20 protein-coding genes are annotated in these 19,433 nt (G+C 39.4%); 7 read left to right on the forward strand and 13 right to left on the reverse strand.

Features of this window, described 5'->3' with window-relative positions; all coding sequences use genetic code 11:
• Window positions 1–8 precede the first annotated feature (8 nt).
• The 10 genes from CVT07_RS07275 to CVT07_RS07320 all read right to left on the reverse strand — a co-directional run bounded on the left by CVT07_RS07275 (window position 9) and on the right by CVT07_RS07320 (window position 9,894).
• The gene (locus tag CVT07_RS07275) at window positions 9–1,658 is read right to left on the reverse strand and encodes a formate--tetrahydrofolate ligase (protein ID WP_107936420.1); all 1,650 of its coding nucleotides are present in this window, start codon (window positions 1,656–1,658) and stop codon (window positions 9–11) included.
• Window position 1,659: 1 nt separating this feature from the next.
• Entirely contained in the window at window positions 1,660–2,076 is a 417-nt protein-coding gene (gene rimP / locus CVT07_RS07280; RefSeq protein ID WP_107936421.1) for a ribosome maturation factor RimP, read from the reverse strand.
• Complete coding sequence (rbfA, locus tag CVT07_RS07285; RefSeq protein WP_107936422.1) at window positions 2,069–2,434, reverse strand: 30S ribosome-binding factor RbfA; 366 nt, start codon at window positions 2,432–2,434, stop codon at window positions 2,069–2,071. The genes rimP and rbfA overlap by 8 nt, the downstream gene beginning before the upstream one ends.
• Window positions 2,431–5,088: a translation initiation factor IF-2 gene (gene infB / locus CVT07_RS07290; protein WP_107936423.1), complete on the reverse strand. Its 2,658-nt coding sequence runs from the start codon at window positions 5,086–5,088 to the stop codon at window positions 2,431–2,433. The genes rbfA and infB overlap by 4 nt, the downstream gene beginning before the upstream one ends.
• Window positions 5,075–5,329, reverse strand: a complete 255-nt coding sequence (locus tag CVT07_RS07295) for a hypothetical protein (RefSeq protein ID WP_021085774.1) — start codon at window positions 5,327–5,329, stop codon at window positions 5,075–5,077. The genes infB and CVT07_RS07295 overlap by 14 nt, the downstream gene beginning before the upstream one ends.
• Window positions 5,330–5,350: 21 nt before the next feature.
• A complete protein-coding gene (thrB, locus tag CVT07_RS07300) occupies window positions 5,351–6,235 on the reverse strand; it encodes a homoserine kinase (RefSeq protein ID WP_107936424.1) in 885 nt (294 codons plus the stop codon).
• 8 nt (window positions 6,236–6,243) lie between these two features.
• Window positions 6,244–6,606 (reverse strand): glycoprotease, encoded by a 363-nt coding sequence (locus CVT07_RS07305; protein ID WP_035144924.1) that lies wholly within the window; start codon window positions 6,604–6,606, stop codon window positions 6,244–6,246.
• 80 nt (window positions 6,607–6,686) lie between these two features.
• The gene (lpxC, locus tag CVT07_RS07310) at window positions 6,687–7,571 is read right to left on the reverse strand and encodes a UDP-3-O-acyl-N-acetylglucosamine deacetylase (protein WP_103576126.1); all 885 of its coding nucleotides are present in this window, start codon (window positions 7,569–7,571) and stop codon (window positions 6,687–6,689) included.
• A gap of 60 nt (window positions 7,572–7,631) precedes the next feature.
• Entirely contained in the window at window positions 7,632–9,002 is a 1,371-nt protein-coding gene (locus CVT07_RS07315; protein WP_103586809.1) for a M23 family metallopeptidase, read from the reverse strand.
• 61 nt (window positions 9,003–9,063) lie between these two features.
• Complete coding sequence (locus CVT07_RS07320; RefSeq protein ID WP_009294324.1) at window positions 9,064–9,894, reverse strand: prephenate dehydrogenase; 831 nt, start codon at window positions 9,892–9,894, stop codon at window positions 9,064–9,066.
• An 89-nt stretch (window positions 9,895–9,983) separates the two neighbouring features.
• Between CVT07_RS07320 and bamA the strand changes: the two genes are divergently transcribed.
• From bamA to recO, 7 genes are all read left to right on the forward strand, one after another.
• Window positions 9,984–12,239 carry an outer membrane protein assembly factor BamA gene (gene bamA, locus CVT07_RS07325; protein WP_107936426.1) on the forward strand — a complete coding sequence of 752 codons (2,256 nt, stop codon included), beginning with the start codon at window positions 9,984–9,986 and terminating at the stop codon, window positions 12,237–12,239.
• 129 nt (window positions 12,240–12,368) lie between these two features.
• Window positions 12,369–13,286: an acetyl-CoA carboxylase, carboxyltransferase subunit beta gene (gene accD, locus CVT07_RS07330; RefSeq protein ID WP_103607608.1), complete on the forward strand. Its 918-nt coding sequence runs from the start codon at window positions 12,369–12,371 to the stop codon at window positions 13,284–13,286.
• A 2-nt stretch (window positions 13,287–13,288) separates the two neighbouring features.
• A complete protein-coding gene (locus CVT07_RS07335) occupies window positions 13,289–13,744 on the forward strand; it encodes a 23S rRNA (pseudouridine(1915)-N(3))-methyltransferase RlmH (RefSeq protein ID WP_009294328.1) in 456 nt (151 codons plus the stop codon).
• Between the two features lie 11 nt (window positions 13,745–13,755).
• Window positions 13,756–14,112, forward strand: a complete 357-nt coding sequence (gene dksA, locus CVT07_RS07340) for an RNA polymerase-binding protein DksA (protein ID WP_009294329.1) — start codon at window positions 13,756–13,758, stop codon at window positions 14,110–14,112.
• Between the two features lie 9 nt (window positions 14,113–14,121).
• A complete protein-coding gene (locus CVT07_RS07345; protein WP_103613490.1) occupies window positions 14,122–15,120 on the forward strand; it encodes a uroporphyrinogen III synthase HEM4 in 999 nt (332 codons plus the stop codon).
• Complete coding sequence (locus tag CVT07_RS07350) at window positions 15,117–16,040, forward strand: tRNA dihydrouridine synthase (RefSeq protein ID WP_103613489.1); 924 nt, start codon at window positions 15,117–15,119, stop codon at window positions 16,038–16,040. The genes CVT07_RS07345 and CVT07_RS07350 overlap by 4 nt, the downstream gene beginning before the upstream one ends.
• Complete coding sequence (gene recO / locus CVT07_RS07355; RefSeq protein ID WP_107936428.1) at window positions 16,041–16,655, forward strand: recombination protein RecO; 615 nt, start codon at window positions 16,041–16,043, stop codon at window positions 16,653–16,655.
• Here recO and CVT07_RS07360 read toward each other — a convergent pair.
• Genes CVT07_RS07360 through CVT07_RS07370 form a run of 3 tightly spaced genes read right to left on the reverse strand, consistent with a single transcriptional unit; the run spans window position 16,652 to window position 19,425 of the window.
• A complete protein-coding gene (locus CVT07_RS07360; protein ID WP_196375713.1) occupies window positions 16,652–17,800 on the reverse strand; it encodes a Cj0814 family flagellar-dependent secreted protein in 1,149 nt (382 codons plus the stop codon). The two genes, recO and CVT07_RS07360, sit on opposite strands and share 4 nt — an antisense overlap.
• 58 nt (window positions 17,801–17,858) lie before the next feature.
• The gene (locus tag CVT07_RS07365; protein WP_103613488.1) at window positions 17,859–18,650 is read right to left on the reverse strand and encodes a cell surface protein; all 792 of its coding nucleotides are present in this window, start codon (window positions 18,648–18,650) and stop codon (window positions 17,859–17,861) included.
• Between the two features lie 13 nt (window positions 18,651–18,663).
• A complete protein-coding gene (locus CVT07_RS07370) occupies window positions 18,664–19,425 on the reverse strand; it encodes a hypothetical protein (protein ID WP_103613487.1) in 762 nt (253 codons plus the stop codon).
• Window positions 19,426–19,433 lie beyond the last annotated feature (8 nt).

The raw sequence follows: 19,433 nt of genomic DNA on the forward strand, positions 1-19,433 counted from the left end.
TTCTAAATTTACGACAAGCCGTCAATCTTGCCGTCTGCGTCTATTCTCATATTGACCGCAGCTGGCACTTTTGGAAGTCCTGGCATTAGCATGATCTTACCGCAAACCGCGACGATAAAGCCAGCTCCCGTTCTAATGTCAAGGTCTTTTACGCTAAATGTAAAGCCCTTTGCTCTGCCCAAAAGCTTCGCATCGTCACTAAATGAATACTGAGTTTTTGCGATACAAACTGGCAAATGGCTCAAATTTAGCTCTTTTATCATCTCAAGCTTTTTAAGAGTAGCCTCTTCAAAGACCACCTCGCCAGCTCCATAAATTTCCTTAGCGACCTTTTCGATTTTAGTTTTCGTATCGTCACTCATCTCGTAGGTGAAATTTATCTTGCTTGGCTTATCGCACGCTTTTAAAACTAGCTCGGCAAGCTCAAGCGCACCTTTGCCACCTTTTAAGAAATTCTCACATACTGCCACTTCTACGCCAAGCTCACGGCAATACTCTTTTACGAAATTTATCTCTTCATCGGTGTCAAAGCCAAATTTATTAAGCGCCACAACCACGTTTTGACCAAATTTACCTTTTAAATTTTCGATGTGGCCGCCAAGATTTTCGATACCTTTTTTAAGGGCATTCATATCTGGTTTTGTGATCTCATCTTTATTTGCTTCGCCGTTATATTTTAGCGATCTGATCGTGCTTACAAGCACCACAGCGCTTGGTTTAATCTCAGCAACCCTGCATTTTATATCTAAAAATTTCTCCGCTCCAAGCTCCGAGCCAAAGCCAGCTTCAGTTATGACGTAGTCGGCTAAATTTAGAGCTGTTTTTGTTGCGATGACCGAGTTGCAGCCATGTGCGATGTTTGCAAATGGGCCACCATGCACGAGCGTAGGTGTGTGTTCAAGCGTTTGAAATAAATTTGGTTTGATCGCATCTTTTAAAAGTATGCAAACAGCGTCTTGGCAGCCTAGATCACGCACGTAGATAGGCTTTTTATCGCTATCATAGGCGACCATGATGTTTGCCACGCGCTCTTTTAGATCAGAAAGACTTGTTGCTAGACAAAGTACAGCCATGATCTCGCTTGCAGCGGTGATATTAAAGCCATCTTCTCTTGGCACGCCGTCCGTTCTGCCACCCTGACCCACAGTGATAAATCTAAGCGCGCGGTCGTTCATATCCATACAGCGCTTCCATAAAATTTTCTCGATTTTTAGTGGGTTTTCTTGATAGAGGCTATTATCTATCATCGCTGAAATAAGGTTATTTGCCGATGTTATCGCGTGAAAATCGCCAGTGAAGTGTAAATTTAGATCCTCCATCGGCGCAAGCTGCGAGTAACCACCACCTGCTGCTCCGCCCTTTATGCCAAAAACTGGTCCCAAAGATGGCTCGCGAAGTGCTAGGCAAACCTTTTTATTAAGCGAATTTAGTGCGTCAGCTAGACCGATCGACATAGTCGTTTTGCCCTCGCCGTATGGGGTTGGGTTAGTCGCGGTGACTAAGATGAGCTTTGAGTTTGATGGCTCAAGTCTAGGGGAAATTTTAGCCTTAAATTTGCCGTAAAGCTCAAGCTCGTCTTCGTTTAAGCCTAGTCTTGCGGCAACTTTACTGATGTGTTCAAGTTTCGTTTGGTGAGTTATCTCGATGTCGCTTAGCATTTTACCACTCCAAATATGTTTTTGCTTTTTTTATCTCATTGATGTTGATCTCAAAAATTCCCTCTTCGTTTTCTACTGCGACGCTCTCTTCGTCTGCTTTTACAAGCCTTCCTGCAAATTTCTCAGCCTCGGTTTGAACTTTAACTAGCTCACCAACGCTCGCTTTAAAGTGTGAAGGCTTGCTAAGCTTTCTCTCAAGACCAGGCGAGCTAACCTCAAGGCTATAATCCCCACTAACTGGCGGTGTCACGTCAAAGATAGGCGAGAGCAGACGGCTCACTTTTTCGCAGTCATCAAGGCTCACTCCACCATCTTTCGTGATATAAACTCTAAAAATAGCCCTGCCATTTTCATTTGCGATCTCGCTGTCGTAAAGCTCTACGCCGCATTCGCGTACTAGTTTGTCTAAATTATCCATTTTTGTTTAAATCCTTTGAAATTTTATCAAACAACTTATCCATATGGTTTTGATACTCTAATCTATCGTCAAATTTAAAGTGAAAATTTGGACATCTATACCAGCCCTCAGCTGCCATGCAGTGGTTTTGCAAATGCCTGCAAACGCGCTTTAGATGCCCCAAAATATACTCTTGCTCGCACTCATCAAACATCATCTTGTCAAGATAGACAAAGGCGTCGTATCTGCCCTTTTTGCACTCGACGTCAGTGACGCAAAGCCCCTTTAAAATGCCATCTTCAAGAGTAGCTAGAGCCTCTGGTATGAGCTCTTTTAGCACACTCTCTGTTCTCATACGCTTTATTTCGTTAGCGTTCATAGAGTAGCTTTCTCCTTGACTTCTTTGAAGCTTTCGATGTAGTCATTTTCTCTGATGTCGTTGAAATTTTCAATGCCAACGCCACACTCGTAGCCTTTAGCAACCTCTTTAACGTCATCTTTGAAACGTTTTAATGAGCTAACTAAGCCCTCATAAACGACCACACCTTCTCTAATAAGGCGAATTTTTGCCCCTCTGTTTATCGTGCCCTCAGTGACGATACATCCAGCGATAGTGCCAACTTTTGGCACGTGGATCACTTGGCGAACCTGCGCTTGTCCAAGCTGCTCTTCTCTGATGATAGGTGACATCAGTCCGCCTAAAATCGCCTTCACGTCGTCGATTAAGTTATAAATAACATTGTAAGTTTTTATCTCGACGCCGCTCTCTTTTGCCTTCTCTTTTATCTCGCCAGTTGGCCTTATGTTAAAGCCAAGGATGATACAGTCGTTACTTGCGCTTGCAAGTGCAACGTCGCTTTGCGTGATGCCGCCAACGCCTGAGTGGATCACATTTACTCTGATCTCGTCATTTGCTAGTTTTTCTAGGCTTGCTTTTAACGCTTCAAGCGAGCCGCCAACGTCAGCTTTGATGATGACTGGAAGTGTTTTTAGCTCGCCCTCAGCTATCTTAGCGCTAAGCTCATCGATACTAACCTTTGTGCTCTTGCTAAGCTCTTTTTGGCGGATATATTCAGCCTTTTTCTGCGCGTATTCACGAGCCTCTTTATCAGTTTTTACGCCTATTAGCGTCTCGCCAGCCTCTGCTATCTCGCTAAGACCCACTATCACGCCACATTCGCCTGGTTTTATCTCTTTTAATGGCCTGCCCTGATCATCAAGCAAGCTTCTTATCTTACCGTATGCAACACCTGCTACGACTGTGTCTCCGACATGAAGCGTGCCGTTTTCAACGATGATGGTAGCCACTGGACCACGGCCTTTTTGAAGTGAGCTCTCGATGACAGTAGCTTTTGCGTTTGCCTTTGGATTTGCCTTTAGCTCCAAAAGATCAGCTTGTAAAAGCACGATCTCAAGTAGATCATCTATGCCCATGCCTGTTTTTGCAGAGATCGGCACAAATTCATACTTGCCACCCCACTCTGTTGGCATGATGTCAAGCTCAGCAAGACCAGTTTTTACTAGATCAGGATTTGCTGACTCTTTATCCATTTTGTTTATCGCGATGATTATTGGCACACCAGCGGCTTTTGCGTGGCTGACTGCCTCTTTTGTCTGAGGTTTTACGCCGTCATCTGCTGCAACAACTATGATAACTATATCAGTTACGCCAGCACCCCTTGCACGCATAGCTGTAAATGCCTCGTGGCCTGGAGTGTCGATAAATGTGATGTTTCTGCCGTTTTTATTTACCATATAAGCGCCCACGTGCTGAGTGATGCCACCAGCCTCGCCTGCTGCTACGCGAGACTTTCTTATGTAGTCAAGTAGCGAGGTTTTGCCGTGGTCGACGTGCCCCATGATGGTTATAACTGGTGCTCTTGGCTGGAGATTTTCATCATCTTTTATCTCCTCCTCATAGGCTGCTACATAGTCAAATTCTTTTTGATCGTCGATGATATTTACCTCGACATTAAACTCATCAGCCAAAATTTCTATCGCATCTTCATCCAAAAAGTCGTTTTTAGTTGTCATCATGCCAAGCATAAATAGCTTACCTATGACCTCGCTTGGCTGCTTATTTAGTTTCTCAGCAAATTCATAAACACGAATTTCTTTTGGGATATTTATCGAAGTTACAGCTTCGCTATTTTGTTTATTTTCAGGCTTTTTGTGCTTTTTTCTAGCTCTTCTTTGTATGCCACCCTCGCCAAACGAATTTATCGTGTTATTGACGGTTGTCTTCATCGCACTTGGCTGTTTTGTCCTTTGCATCGGAGCTGGAGCTGGGGTTTTAAAGCTAAAATCAGGCAACACCACCACATCCTCATCTTCAAGCACGATGTCACCAAAGTCGCTTCCGCCAAGCAGGTCCATCTTCTCAGCGCTATCTTTTTTGCTTACAACTGTTACTTTTTTCTCTTTTTTCTTTTTTCTAGCCAAATTTTCATCGCTAGCAGAAAACATACTCTTAAAGTCGCTAATGTTAGTCACAGCCGCCTCAGCCTTTTTCTCCTCTTTTACAGGAGCTGGCGCCTCGTAATCTTTTTTCTTTTTAACTATCACAAGGCCGCGTCTTTTTTGAGTCACATCAGCCAAGCTCTCTTTTGGTTTTGGTGCTTCTGCTGGCTTTTGCTCGACCTTTACAGGCTCTTCTTTTTTAGGCTCAGCTTTAGGTTTTTCCTCTGAAATTTGCACCTCTTTTTTAGGTTCTGCTTTTGCCTTTTCAGACTTTGGCTCGGCCTTAGTAGCTGCCTTTTTAGGCTCAGTTTTAGGCTTTTCTTCTTTTTTTGATGGCTCTTTTTCTGCCTCTTTTTTAGACTCTTTTTTTGCCTTTGGCTCGCTCTTTTTCTTTTTAAATTTATCTGGTATTACGCCAGTTTGAACGTATTCATATATTGCTTCAGCCTCTTCAAGGCTCACAGCATTTGAGTGAGTTTTGACCTTTAGTCCTAGTTCTTGAGCTTTTTCTACTATCTCTTTACTTGGGTAGCCAAGCTCATTTGCGATCTCTGAAATCCTAACATTGCTCATTTAAGAGTATCTCCTTTAACTTCGGTGCGTCAAGTCCGAGGGCACCTTTAGTTTGTTTATCAATTATTTTTTTTAAAATTTTGTCGTCTTTTTGCAAACAGCCATCACATAGATAGAAACTGCGGCCGTTTCCTTTGCCACACTCTAAATTCTTGCCTACCAAGCGGTATCTTTTTAGCAAGTTTTGAGAAAATTTAACTTTGCAAGCGACGCATGTCCTTACTGGATTATTTTTATTCATTATACCTTTTTAAACTTGTTTTTAGCTTTGCGTAATTTCGTATCCATCGTTATCAAATGAAAAAATTTCAACTCTAAAATCACTAAATTTACTCTTTAAAACATCTTGTAAATTTTTAGCATCATCTTTGTAAGCGATATTTAAAAAGCTTGAGCCTGAGCCTGAAAGTGTGCTCATTAGCGCTCCATTTTCATAAGCTACCTTTCGCACCTCAAAAAGCTCTTTTAAAGCGCTCATTCTGCGCTCTTCATGCATCATGTCTTCGCTTGCTACCCTTAAAAGATCATATCTTTTTTCATAAAAACAAGACGTCAAAAATGCAGCATGTGAGAGGTTATTTACGCACTCTTTCATAGTGTAGTTTTTTGGCAAAATTTGCCTTGATGATGCAGTGCTCATCGGCTTATTTGGGATGACGACGACTGCTTTTATATCATCGCTTAAATTTATTTTATTTGCATAAACATTGCCGTTTTTTACGATAGCACTGACAAATCCGCCGTGAACTGCTGGCGAGATATTATCTGGATGGGTTTCATAGATGATAGCTTTATTTAAAACGACACTTTTGCTAGCCTTAAATCCAGCCATCTCGTAAGCTGAAGCTATGGCTCCGACGATCACTGCAGAGCTGCTACCAAGCCCTCTTGAAAATGGGATATTGTTTTCAAAAACTATTCTGAAGTTTTCATTTTTGCCGGTTAGCTCTAAAAAAATTTCATTAAAAATGCTTAGAAAAATGTTGTTTCTTTTTAAATTTGTACTATCACTCCCCTCGCCATTTATCGAGACAGAGCTAAATTTAGATGGTTCGATCTTTACGCTATTAAAAAGCTTTAAACTAAGTCCTAAAGCGTCAAAACCAGGTCCTAAATTTGCACTTGTGGCAGGGATTAAGATATTCAAATTTTCTCCTAAACAGCTTGAATGATATAATTTGGCAGTGTATCTGAATTTAGTTTTAATTCATCTAAATTTAAAGGCAACACAAATCTCACAGGCTCAACTTTTTCAAGCAAAATTTCGCCATTTTTCAAGACAAAGCTTAAATTTTTATTTGCCCTGATCGCTTGGCCGCCATTTAGACTAAAGCCACTTACTGCGTAAAATTCACAGCCCTTTGCCAAAGAAAAAGTCTTTAAGATGACGTAGGCCACCTTTAGCCCCATAAAACTGCCTGGCGTGTTTGCGTAGATGATCTTTGTGATGTTAAATTTAGAGGATAAATTTTCTAGGATTTTTATCAAGGCTTCGCTGACGTGCTCGTCAGTTGTGATCTCATCAAATTTTACGCCATCTTTATAGACTCCAACTAAAAGCGGAGTCGATAAAGAGACTACTAAAATTTCAATATTTTTTATGCAAATACCTTTTGATACTCTTTTAAAAGCTCGCCACTAAGCGTTGCGATCTCATAATTTTTCTCATCTGCCATTAAAGCAAGTGTTAGTTTGTGGTTTAGATCGTGGCTACCCGCAAATGCTGTGTAGTCACCTAGTAAAGGTGCTCCAAGCAAGCTCAAATCGCCAACTGCGTCTAAAATTTTATGCCTTACAAACTCATTTTCAAATCTCAAACCCTCTGGATTTAAAATATGCGTATCATCGATAGCCACGGCATTATCAAGAGATGCGCCAAGGGCTAAATTTTGAGCTTGCAAGCGTTGCAAATCTTTTAAAAAGCCAAAAGTTCTAGCACGAGCTATATTTTTTACAAATGAGCTCTTGCTAAATTCAAAAACATATCTTTGCTCGCCGATAACTGGGTGGTCAAATTTGATCGTATAGTCAAATTTTGGATTTCTTGAAGGCGAAGTTCTCACAAATTTTGACCCCTCAATCACCTCGACCTCGCGGCGGACAAGGATGACTTTTTTACCAGCGTCAAGATGCCTTATACCAGCTTCATCAAGCAACATACAAAAGCTTATCGCACTGCCGTCCATGACAGGAATTTCATTTGCATCAACTGAAATTCTAATATTATCAATGCCGTATCCATTTACAGCTGCCATTAGGTGCTCTATCGTGCTGATAAAGCCCTTTTCGTTGCCAACGACGGTTGCCATTTGCGTATTTATAACGTTTTTAGGCTCAGCTTTAAAACTAATACCAAGATCTTCGCGGTGCAAAATAATACCTGAATTTGCATCAAGAGGTTCTAGTATAAGTCTTATCGGCTCACCCTTATGAAGCCCTATACCAACGGTCTCAACGCGTCTTGCGATAGTAGTTTGTTTCAAAAATTTTCCTTATATTTTTTTGTTCGCTTATGATAGCACTAAAAAATCAAATTTGCAAATTTAATTCTTATCTATCATCGCCTTTGCAGCATCCAAGACACTTGTCACATTGTCTTTTATCCACTTTTTATCCATCCATTGCTGAGGCCTTACCTCTTCTCCTTGGACCAAAATTCCAAAGTGAAGGTGATCTCCAAGCGCAAGACCGCTCGTTCCAGTTGTGCCTATTTGATCGCCAGCAGCAACCATGTCACCCTCTTTTACCTTCGCACTTGAGCAGTGTCCGTAAAGTGAGTAAAGTCCAAATCCATGATCGATCACAATGTTTAAACCATAAATTCCATTCTCAGAAGCTAGCACAACGCGGCCTGCATTGCTGGCTATTATCGGAGCTGATGCCACGCTTGCAAAGTCAATACCCATGTGCCATGACTCACTTACTTGCTCGTTATTATATGTATAGAAACGGTGGTCGGCAAAATCAGCTACTTTTTTGCCATTTCTAAGCGGGTAAAATGGGATGATATTAAAGCCATTTGTGATGTCAGTATCGACGTTTGAAGTAAGTGCTGTTATCTTCTCTTCGTTTGAATTTCTTAGTGTTTCATTGACAAATTTCATCTTCTCAAGCCTTGAAAGAGCGTTTGGATCTTTGGCGTATTGATCTGTTAGATCAACGATCTTTCCGTCTAAAAATCTATCATTTAAGGCAATAGTTGAAGTTTTGTATTTTACATTTTCATAAAAATATCTCACGTGAGATTTGCTCTCATTGCCCGCAAAGTCTCTTGCGATGACCTCAGCGCTAAAGTTTTCAACCTGCACTGGCCAAGCTACAAGAGCTGCGTAAAAGCCCTCTTTGTAAAATGGCACGGCCTTAAATTTCTTACCAAAATTTGTCTGAACATAGACCTCTTTTAGCTGATTATCAGTCGCTCTAAAGACGACAACTGCGCTACCGCCTTTTGAGATAGAATAAGACTGAGAAAGCACGTAAAGATCAGGCTTAGAGGTATCAAGCACAACCTCAACTTTTTTGCTTGCTTTATTGCCCGTAAAAAAGCCCCATTTGCTAGTATCAACCGCTTCTATGCTCATCTCATAAGTATCTTTTTGTGCAAAAAAGCCAGTCTTTGGGAAGGTTAAATTTACATCAAGCTCAGTGCTTGGATTTTGTATGATTTGATTTAGTAAATTTAGGTCATTTTTGCCGTCATTTATGCTAATGCGTACAAATTTTATGCCGCTGTCATCTTTAAATTTGATATTCATAGGCGAACGAAGGTTCCAATAAACCTTATCAGCAACGCCGATAATTGGCTCATTTCGCTCAAAGTCTTTCGACATCAAAGCATATCCAAAGCCACCTGCTAATATCAAAACAAGTAAAACTACAACAATACTAAAACCGCCTATTCCACGTCTATACATATATTATTACCTTAAATTTTATTTGCGAAATTTTACATTTAATCAATAAATTTTTAGTTAATTACAAAATTTCTCTTACAGCTCTAGCTTCGCTCATCCAGTCAAAAAGCTCATCCCAGCGCTCATCTTTTATGAGATCTTTGCATAAATTTAACTCTTTTTCAAACATATTTATAGCGGCAACGACGTTATTTTTATTTTGCTTAAAGATATCACTCCACATAAATGGCGAGCTCTTTGCGACACGTATCATGCCCTTAAATGTAGGCCCTCCAAGTGCAACGATATGCCTTTTGTCCTCTTCTTTTAATATCCCGCTAGCAAGCGAAAATGCAATAGCATGAGGCAGATGCGAGATGAGACCCACGTGATGATCATGCTCTTTTGCACTCATGAAAATGATCTTCATACCAAGGCAAGAAAATAGCTCAACGCTTCTTTTTACATGTTTTTCTGCACTCTCAGCAAAGTCACAAACTATGACAGTAGCGCCTGTGTAAAGTGACTTAAATGCAGCCTCGGGACCAGAGTACTCGGTACCTGCCATCGGGTGAGCTGGGATGAAATTTTTACGAATTTTTTCTGGCACGGCTTCTATTATCTTTTGCTTTGTCGAGCCAAAATCAATGATCGTCGTATCTTCGCTAATGTCGGTTAAATTTTGCACGATGCTCACGATAGCTTCGACTGGCACGGCCAAAAAGATGATGTCACACTTCTTTTTCATCTCATCGATGCTTAAAATTTCATGTACCAAGCCAAGTTCTAGCGCTTTTTTGCTGTGATTTTCATCTTTGTCATATCCGCTGACACATGAGATCAATTTTTCATCTTTTAACGCAAGACCAAGCGAGCCACCCATAAGACCGAGTCCGATGATACCTATTTTCATAAAAAACCTTTAAAATTATAAAATTTAAATTTTTTAAAAATAAAATATGATATTATACGCACTTATACTAAAACTCTAGGTTAAATTTAATGAAAAAGAAATTATTTTTACTAGCACTAGCTTTAAGCGGTCTAAATGCACAGACGATTCAGTCTATAAATTTCAAAGGTCTAATCCACCTTTCACCTGATGTAGCCACGCAGATAATGGGGCTAAAAGTCGGTCAAGAGCTAACTCCAAAGCTTAGCGATAAGGCTATCACAAATTTATACAAGCAAAATTATTTTGATGATATCTACATAGAAGATACAGGTAATGGCAATCTCTTAGTAAAAGTAAAAGAGAAGCCAAGTGTCGCTAGAGTCGATCTAAAGGGTATTGTAACAAACGATAAAACTGCGATCGAGTCGCTGATTAACATAAAACCTGGCAATATGTATGATGAGTTAACTATCGAAAAAACAAAAGAGAGAATTCGCCAATACTACGAGTCAAAAGGCTATTTTGATACAGTTGTAGACGTAGAAAAACAGCCAGTTGCAGACAACGACAGCTCACTTTTCATCACTCTAAACATAAACCGCGGCGAAAATATGATAATCAAAAAGGTAAATTTAGTCGGCGCAAAAGAGTTTGACTATGATGATATCGAGCCAGTAGTTGCAAACAAAAGTAGAGAATTTATGGGCTGGCTTTGGGGCAGAAACGACGGTAAAGTTAAACTTTTTGAGCTTGAAAATGACCCAGCAAGAATTCAAGATAAATATTTTCAAAAAGGCTATCTAGACGCGACTGTTTCGTCACCTTACCTAAATGCGTCATTTGATAACTACACAGCTGATCTTACATACTACATCCACGAGGGCGAGCCTTATAAGGTTTCAAATGTAAGCATCACAGCACCTGAAGAGCTAGGTCTTGATACTAAAAAGATCATAGATGATTTTAGACTTGAAGCTGGCGATACGATGAACTCAGCAAGACTTCGCCAAGATATGAAAAAGCTTGATGACATGGTCGCTGACAAGGGTTATGCATTTGTTAAGGTATATCCAAAGACTGATAAATTTGATGAAAATAAAACAGTTGATATCGACTACGAAGTCGATCCTGGTGAAAAAGTATATATAAGAAATGTTCAAATTTCAGGAAATGACAGAACAGTTGATCGTGTCGTAAGACGTGAGCTATATCTAACTGAAGGAAATTTATATAGTAGAACCGACCTTCAAGACTCAAAGGATGCATTAAAAAGAACAAGCTACTTTGACGATGTCGAGATAGAAGAGGACCCTGTTGATAAAAATACAGTCGATCTAAAAGTAAAAGTAAAAGAGGCTTCAACTGGCTCGATAAGTGGCGGTATCGGATACGGAAGCAGTGATGGCTTGCTACTTAACGCTGCACTTTCTGACACAAACATCTTTGGCTCTGGTCTTCAAGGACAAGTAAGCGTAGATAAGAGTGATAGAGAGCTTTCAGGTCAGATAAGTCTTACAAATCCAAGAATTTTTGACTCTGAGTATAGCCTTGGCGGAACACTCTATGCAAACGACTATGACTGGAGAACATATAAAGAGAGAAGCTATGGCTTTAGCACAACACTAGGTAGAAAATTAACTAGAAATTTAAGCGCATCAATTACTTATAATATCGAGCAAAGTAAAGTTACTCTAAAAGATGACGAACTAAGAAATATAAATAAAGACACAGGCAAAGAAATTTATAGAGAAGGCAAGGCTATAAAAAGCGCTATAACTCCAGCTTTAACATATAATAGCACCGATGATTACTACTTGCCAAGACGTGGTATCATAGCTAGCACATCATTTGAGATAGCAGGACTTGGTGGTGATATGGATTTTGTTAAAAACCGCACAAATTTCAACTACTATCTAGGTCTTAGAGAGTATATCGACTACGATCTTATCCTAAGATATAAAGCAAGCTTTGGCAAAATTTGGGAGAGAGGCTATACTCCGATCAATGAAAGACTTTATCTTGGTGGTATAAGAAGCTTACGTGGTTACGAGAGTAGAACCGTATCTCCAAAAGTAAAATACAAAGGCGACTACTATGAATACGGCGGCGAAACATCATTTAACAACTCAGTTGAGATGAGCTTCCCTATAATAGAGCGTGTCAAAATGCGTGGCGTTGTATTTTATGACTATGGTATGATCGGCGAAAATAGCCTAAATGAGATAAAAAGATCATCAGTTGGTACAGGTATCGAGTGGATAACACCTATCGGACCACTTCAACTAATCTTCGCAAAAGCTCTTAAACCCAAAGAGGGCGATGATACAAATACATTTGAATTTACTATCGGAAGACGCTTCTAATAAGATACTTTTAAGGGGCTAGTTTGCCCCTTAAATCCCCCGCAAACAAACAAACTTTAAGTCATATAAGAAAAAGCAAGGCTAACATTAGATATAATCCCACAATTTTTAATATAAGTGGGTAAAAAGATGAATTTCTCAGACATTTTTTCAAAGATAAGAAAAGCTCAACCTCGTCCAGAAGAAGCACCTACACACTGGGTAAAATGCGACAACTGTCACTCACTGATGTATTACAAAGAAGTTGAAGCTTGTTTTAATGTATGCCCAAAATGCGGCTATCACATGAGATTAAAAGCTGATGATCGCATAAATTTGATCTGCGATGAAGGTAGCTTTGTAGAATTTGACGCAAATTTAAAACCAGTAGATCCTTTAAATTTTGTCGATAAAAAATCATATAAAAAAAGAATCACAGAAAATAAAGAAAAAACAGGACGCACAAGCTCAGTGATATGTGGCGAAGGCAAATGCAACGGACAAGAGATCCAGCTAGTTGTTTTTGACTTTGGCTTCATGGGCGGCTCACTAGCTTCAGTCGAGGGCGAAAAGATCGTAAGAGCGATAAAACGCGCGATCGAAAAACGACAAGCTTTAATCATCGTAAGCGCATCTGGCGGCGCTAGAATGCAAGAGAGCACATTTTCTTTAATGCAGATGTCAAAAACTTCAGCAGCCCTAAAACTTCTTGATGAAGCAAGGCTTCCATATATTTCTATCCTTACAGATCCTACGATGGGTGGTGTTAGTGCATCATTTGCATGGCTTGGAGATCTAATAATCGCTGAACCTGGCGCGCTAATAGGCTTTGCAGGACAAAGAGTTATCAAGCAAACCATAGGCGCTGATCTTCCAGAGGGCTTTCAAAGGGCTGAATTTTTGCTTGAGCATGGCCTTATAGATGATATCGTGCCAAGAAGCGAACACAAAAAATATATAAGCGATATGGTTAAATTTCTTACAAATAACAAAGCTATGATCTCTAAAAGCGAAGTGACAACTCCTAGCGAAGCTGGCTTTGAGCTAAAGCTAAAAACCAAAGGGTAAGTTTGGAAATTTCGGTTTTTAGCATTCAAAAATCATCGCGTGACAACTTTGAAAACGAGATACAAGAATATATAAAAATGAGTGCAAAATTTGCCAAGATAAACGACAAAATCATATTTAATGAAAAGATAGCAAAGGCTCAAAGTAGTGGCAGAAGCGATGCGCTAAGAGCTTATGATGAAATTTATGAGCCAAATTTAAAAGGCTTTTGCGTGATGCTTGATGAAAATGGCTCACAGCTAGACAGCCAGGAATTTGCTCAAATTTTAAACTCAAATTCACAGATCAATTTTTTCATAGGTGGAGCTTATGGGCTTAGCCAAAATTTAAAAAACAAGGCACAAAAAGTCGTAAGCTTAAGCAAGATGACTATGGCGCACAAAGTCGCCAAGCTCGTACTTTTTGAGCAAATTTTTAGAGGGCTTTGCATAAATGCAAACCACCCATATCACAAATAAAGGAATATAAAATGACTCAAAACGAGCTAAATTTTTTCAAAAAGCTACTTGAAGAGCGAAAATTACAAATCAAAAAAAATATTTATGACTCATCAGTTGAAGTAAGCGGTTTAAGAGATAGTGGCGTAAGCGATGAATTTGACATAGCTTCAGTAAATACCGACCAGCTTATAGAGCAGTCTATCTCAACCCAGCAAAGAGCCGAGCTTCACGAGATCGACGAGGCGCTTGAAAAGATAGCAAACAAGACTTATGGAATTTGTGACATGTGCGAAGAGGAGATCGGCATCCCTCGCCTAAAAGTAAAACCGCATGCAAAATACTGCATAGCTTGTCGTGAGATAATAGAAAAAACAGCAAAAAACTAAGGAGAAAATATGAAAACCAGAAAATTTCTCGTCTACTGCATCATCTACACAGCAGTTGTTGCAGGACTTACCTATTCTCTTAATAGTTCAGACTTCACCTTTGAGCTCTTAGGTCAAGCCATAACCTTGCCAGTAGCTGTCTGGGTGGCACTTCCAGTAGCCCTTTTGGCGCTCCTTGCCCTACTTCACATCGCATATCACGGATACGCCTTTTATAGATATAAAAAATGGATAAAAAAAGATAGCCAGCTCTACAAAGACCTTGCAAAAGAGACGCTTCTTGGCTTTGAGAGCAACAAAGACTTTAAAACCGACACTTACAAGATCGCCTCACAGCTCACTCGCTCTATATCACCAGTAGGCGAGCTTAAAGACGTTGGCGTTGATGACGGCGAGATAAACAACATCTTACAAACCATAAAAAGCATAAAAAACAAAGAGATCGTCGATCTAAAGAAATTTAGACTAGCAAAAGATAGCAAGCTAAACATCCTAAACGAGCTAAACAAGATCGAGCAGCTGCCTACTTACTATCTTGATGTGCTTAAAAACCAAGAACAAAACGAGAGCCTTAAAAAGGCAGCCTTTAATAAACTCATAAAAACAGCTTCATTTAGTGAGATTAAAAAAATCGATCCAGAGCTAGCAAGCGAAGATATAATGACCATTATCGCTCGTTTTGTAAACGATGAGTTCGATCTAAGCAGCGATGAAATTTTTGGTCTTCTAAACAACGCAAAAGTGACAAAAGCACAATACGACAAAGCTGCCATCATGCTTAAAAATAAGCTAAAACCAGATGCGTTTATCGGCATTTTTGAGAAGCTAAAAAGCATCCATGCTGATGCTGACGAGGCTTACGTATATGCGCTATTTGAGCTTCAGATGCTTGATAAAGTAAGAGAAGCCATCGAGGGTAGCGACCCTGATGAATTTAAAGAGATAAAGGTTTTACTATTTTTACGAGATAACGGCAAAATGGTGCCTAGCTCGCTATTTTTTAAATGATAGACTTTAGTAAAAAGCCACTTTTCTTAGCGCCACTTGCTGGCTTTTCTGACCTGCCGTTACGAAGCGTCGTCAAGAAATTTGGCTGCGACGTCACTGTTAGCGAGATGATCAGTGCAAATGCTCTGGTCTATGAGAGCAGTGACAAAACCCTTGAAATGCTTAAAAAGTCCCCAAACGAAGAGCCCTACGTCGTCCAGATAGCTGGCAGTGATATAGAAAATATAAAAAAAGCCGTGCAGATAATCAATAAATTTGATGGAATTTACGGGCTCGACCTAAACTGCGGTTGCCCCGTGCCAAAGGTCGTTAGACAAGGCGCGGGATCGGCTTTGCTAAATGATCTTGACAAACTTCAAAACATAATTGACGCGGTTAAAAGCGTCTCAAACAAGAAGAGCCTAAGCGTTAAATTTAGACTCGGTTTTAACGACAAAAATGAAGAGAAAATCGCAAAGGCCTGCGAAGAAGCCGGCGCAAACTATATCGCAGTGCATGGGCGCACCAGAGCTGGTGGATACAGCGCAAAGGTTGATTACGAAGCGATCGCTAGAGTAAAGGCGAGCGTAAAAATCCCAGTTGTCGCAAATGGCGATATAAACGCACAAAATGCAGATGAAATTTTAAATCTCACAAAGTGTGACGCCCTAATGATCGGCAGAGCAAGCATCGGCAACCCTTGGATATTTCACGAGATAAAGACCAAAAGTAGCGTGGATAAGTCACTAAAGCAAAAGATCATACTAGCTCACTTTGATGCGATGATCGAGCACTACGGCGAGCACGGACTTTGCATATTTAGAAAGCACCTCCACCAATACAGCAAAGGCATAGATGGCGCTACGAGCTTTAGAAACGATGTAAATTTCATCAAAGATGCCCGCGTGATGAGAGAGCGCATAAGGGAGTTTTTTGCCTAGATGCAAGGCTACATCCTGCGCGTGCAAAAAGTCAGAGACGAGGACCTTTTAGTCTTTGTGCTAACGCCAAATTTGCTCGTAAAGTCATATAGATTTTTTGGCGCACGCCACTCAAACATCATGACTGGCTACAAGATCGACTTTGAGCTCGAGCAAGAGGCGAAATTTCTACCAAAGCTTAGAAGCATACTTCATCTTGGCTTTAAATGGCTGCTAGAGCGTGATAAGCTCATCATTTGGCAGCAGTTTATGCGCCTACTTTATGATCATCTAAAAGAGGTCGAGCAGCTCGATGAAATTTACTTTAACGAGCTTGATCGCTGCGCCAAACAGATGCAGCTACAAAACCCAAAACGCCTTATCATCGAAAGCTACGTCAAAATTTTAGAGTTTGAAGGCAGGCTTCACAGCGAGCTTGAGTGCTTTATCTGCGACGAAGAGATCAAGAGCGAGCTTTGCTTAACTCGTGGCTTTTTGCCCTCTCACAAGCACTGCCTTGATAGAAGCGAATTTGACGCTGGCAAGATCAAAAATTTGTTTGATACAAAAAGCACGATCGAGCTAAACGACGATGAGATAAACCGCCTTTATAAGATTTTACTTGACGGACTTTAGGCTTTTACCTTCGTCCTCTCATCAAATTCTTTTAAAACGTCCATTATCTTACTTGCTAGTCCCTCAAGCGTGTGATCTTTTTTAAGCTCTAAATTTCTAAGCTTTAAAATCCTAGCTAGTATATCTTTTAGATCTTTCTTGCCAGATAGTATCTCATCATAATAAGCCTTTGGTATGCCTATCTCACTTCTATCTTGCTTTGTAAGTATTAATGAACTTTTATACACACTAAGAGCCTCGTCGGTTATCCTTGTTGTGCCACCTTGTAGCACAAGACCTTGCTCATTTTTCAAGAATGCGACAAAGATTTGCTCCTTTGTATAGCCTTGTTCATTATCATATACAGACATATCAGGCTTGAAGTCATATCCAGCACTACTAACCCACATATAAGGGATAGTATGCTCAGTTGTCATCACTTCTGGAGAGAAGTCAAGGAAATTTCCATTGACTTCTACATTTATATCGCTTAGATCATCCCATAACCTATGTGCATCTTCTGCGTCTTGGGCTGTCCTAAAGATATGAGTTATCTTTTCATTGCTTCTATCGGTTAGTCCATCTAGCTCATCGCTAGTCATCCTACCCATTAGGTATTCAACATGCTCTATTTTTTTATCTTTTGAAAAGTAGCCCTTTGGCATCTTTGCTAGATCTTCATTTGAGTAAAATTCTTTACCCTTACTAATAACTCCAGCTGAAATTTGATCAAAAATTTTATAGTATTGCTTTATAGTGTCTGCTAGATCAATATTTGCAAAGCTATCCTCTCCAAAGAGCTGGTTATCTTTTTTTGTTTCCATTATAGAATTTGTATAGTTTGGATGTTTTTGATTGTGTAGCACTATCGCATCAAGTGTGCTTCTGTGGATTTTAAAGTCCTGTGGCAGGCCTGCAGCCTTGTTAAAATCAGCTCCCATAAATCCTTTAGCATCTACACTATATCCATAGCCCTCTTGTGAAGTAAATTTGGCCTGATAAAGAGAGTCGATACTACTAGATGAAACAAAGTCATTTTTAGGAATAGTGGCTTGGTCTATCAAATTTATATTTGGAGTGCTAGGCAAGAAATTTGCAAAGCCTTCGTTTTTTGTCTGTTTTTGGTAGTGCTGTTTTGTTAAGATGGAGTTATAAGAGACTTTCATAGCTTACTCCTTGAAATTTAGCTTCAAAGAGTAAGCAAAAGTTGTGCCGAAAGATAGCTTAAGCCATCTTATTTAAAATTTGCTTCTTATCTATCTTTTGCATAAGCTCTAAGACATCTATGCCTCTTTTTTCTTTGAAATTTAAAAGCTCTCTTGCATAGAGAAATTTTTGATCCTTGTTTATATCATAGGTCTCATACTTCTTTTTAACCTGCATAGGTTTAAATTTCTTTTCATTTTGCTCTTTAGCGAAATTTGCATTGTATTCTTGTTCTTCTTTGATTATCTGCTTTCTTTGTTCTTCAACGTCCTTTGTAGCTTTCTCTCTTGCTTTGGCAAATAACGTTTTAAATTCATCTATGCTTAGATCGGTTCTATCTAAAAGACTAAGCGACTCCTTGTTATTATTTGGATATAGAGAGGACATAGTTTCCATAAAAGCATCTAGTTCATCTTCTTCTTCTTTTGTGCCGATACCAACTATCAGTCCAGATATTGTTGGTTTGCCATCAACAGAGTTGGTAAGCAACCAGTCCATGTGAGATTGTAATACATTGATCTCAAATTCCTCTAAGTTCTCTGGATATTTTGATAATAAAGCTCGCCTTTCATCAATGGTATAGCTATACTTTTTTGAAAGCATATTGTCTATCTTCTCTATGGTTTCTGTTATCCAGTTTTCACTACTTCTGTCTTCCTTGATGTATTTTTCAACATTATCAATTATTAAATTTTGCATATATGAATCAATTAAAGCCTTTTCTTGCTCCTTTGACATTTTTGCATTTTCTTTTTGGATAGTGTTATCTTGTATCGGTGTGTTGCTAAGTCCGTTTATGCTAGTTATCACTTCAAGTTCCCCCTCATGCTGTCTTATCCACTTTAAGCTTTGCTACTTTTTCTAAAATTTCAAACATACTCTTGCCACTATCAAATTCACTCTTTATAAATTTATATATCTCCTTAAATCTCTCATCGGCTTCAAGCTTATAGGTTTGAGACTTTTTAGTAACTTGTATAGGTGTAAATTTCTTCTCTTCTTCGTTTTGTGCTTCAAGATCATTGATAGAATTTATAGTCTCTTTTGCCAGCTCCTCGTCAAGCTCTAAACCAAAGCGCTCATTTAGTGCAAATTTAGTCCAATTAGCTTTAAACTCATCAACACTCATATCGCTATCAAGCAACTCGGCTGTTTTTGTTCCACCAAAGGTAAAGTCAGATAAACCATGCTTTTTGGTATATCTTTTTATAAATTCATTAACAGATAAAGCCTCTGAGTCACCAAAAGCCCTCTCAAGCCCTAAAGCACCGCTATCATCTATAAATTTCTTTAGCTCATCTATATCATCTTTTGAAAAAGAGTCGTCATAGCCCATTAGCTTACCAAGTATGCTTACTCTTGGCTCTCCTTCGCCTTTTACAAATCCAGTAAGTGAGTGATCATATCTATCGTATTCTCTTGCTCTTTCTTTATCATCTAGCCTTGCATACTTAGGAAATGTCATACCATGACCCATATCATTACTAAGTATCTCATTTATATCGTTAAATTTAAAACCCATCTCCCTTGCTATGTTCTCTCTTGAGAGATAGTTAGGAGTTGAAAAATTATTAGAAATTTGCATTTTACTAT

This window comes from Campylobacter concisus (assembly GCF_003048875.2).
GTDB classification, from domain to species: Bacteria; Campylobacterota; Campylobacteria; order Campylobacterales; family Campylobacteraceae; genus Campylobacter_A; species Campylobacter_A concisus_AU.

Bases quoted from the DNA above. Each gene is read 5' to 3' on its own strand.
- CVT07_RS07275 (WP_107936420.1), bottom strand. From the start codon at position 1,658: ATGCTAAGCGACATCGAGATAACTCACCAAACGAAACTTGAACACATC.
- rimP (WP_107936421.1), bottom strand. From the start codon at position 2,076: ATGGATAATTTAGACAAACTAGTACGCGAATGCGGCGTAGAGCTTTAC.
- rbfA (WP_107936422.1), bottom strand. From the start codon at position 2,434: ATGAACGCTAACGAAATAAAGCGTATGAGAACAGAGAGTGTGCTAAAA.
- infB (WP_107936423.1), bottom strand. From the start codon at position 5,088: ATGAGCAATGTTAGGATTTCAGAGATCGCAAATGAGCTTGGCTACCCA.
- CVT07_RS07295 (WP_021085774.1), bottom strand. From the start codon at position 5,329: ATGAATAAAAATAATCCAGTAAGGACATGCGTCGCTTGCAAAGTTAAA.
- CVT07_RS07315 (WP_103586809.1), bottom strand. From the start codon at position 9,002: ATGTATAGACGTGGAATAGGCGGTTTTAGTATTGTTGTAGTTTTACTT.
- CVT07_RS07320 (WP_009294324.1), bottom strand. From the start codon at position 9,894: ATGAAAATAGGTATCATCGGACTCGGTCTTATGGGTGGCTCGCTTGGT.
- bamA (WP_107936426.1), top strand. From the start codon at position 9,984: ATGAAAAAGAAATTATTTTTACTAGCACTAGCTTTAAGCGGTCTAAAT.
- accD (WP_103607608.1), top strand. From the start codon at position 12,369: ATGAATTTCTCAGACATTTTTTCAAAGATAAGAAAAGCTCAACCTCGT.
- dksA (WP_009294329.1), top strand. From the start codon at position 13,756: ATGACTCAAAACGAGCTAAATTTTTTCAAAAAGCTACTTGAAGAGCGA.
- CVT07_RS07345 (WP_103613490.1), top strand. From the start codon at position 14,122: ATGAAAACCAGAAAATTTCTCGTCTACTGCATCATCTACACAGCAGTT.
- CVT07_RS07350 (WP_103613489.1), top strand. From the start codon at position 15,117: ATGATAGACTTTAGTAAAAAGCCACTTTTCTTAGCGCCACTTGCTGGC.
- recO (WP_107936428.1), top strand. From the start codon at position 16,041: ATGCAAGGCTACATCCTGCGCGTGCAAAAAGTCAGAGACGAGGACCTT.
- CVT07_RS07360 (WP_196375713.1), bottom strand. From the start codon at position 17,800: ATGAAAGTCTCTTATAACTCCATCTTAACAAAACAGCACTACCAAAAA.
- CVT07_RS07370 (WP_103613487.1), bottom strand. From the start codon at position 19,425: ATGCAAATTTCTAATAATTTTTCAACTCCTAACTATCTCTCAAGAGAG.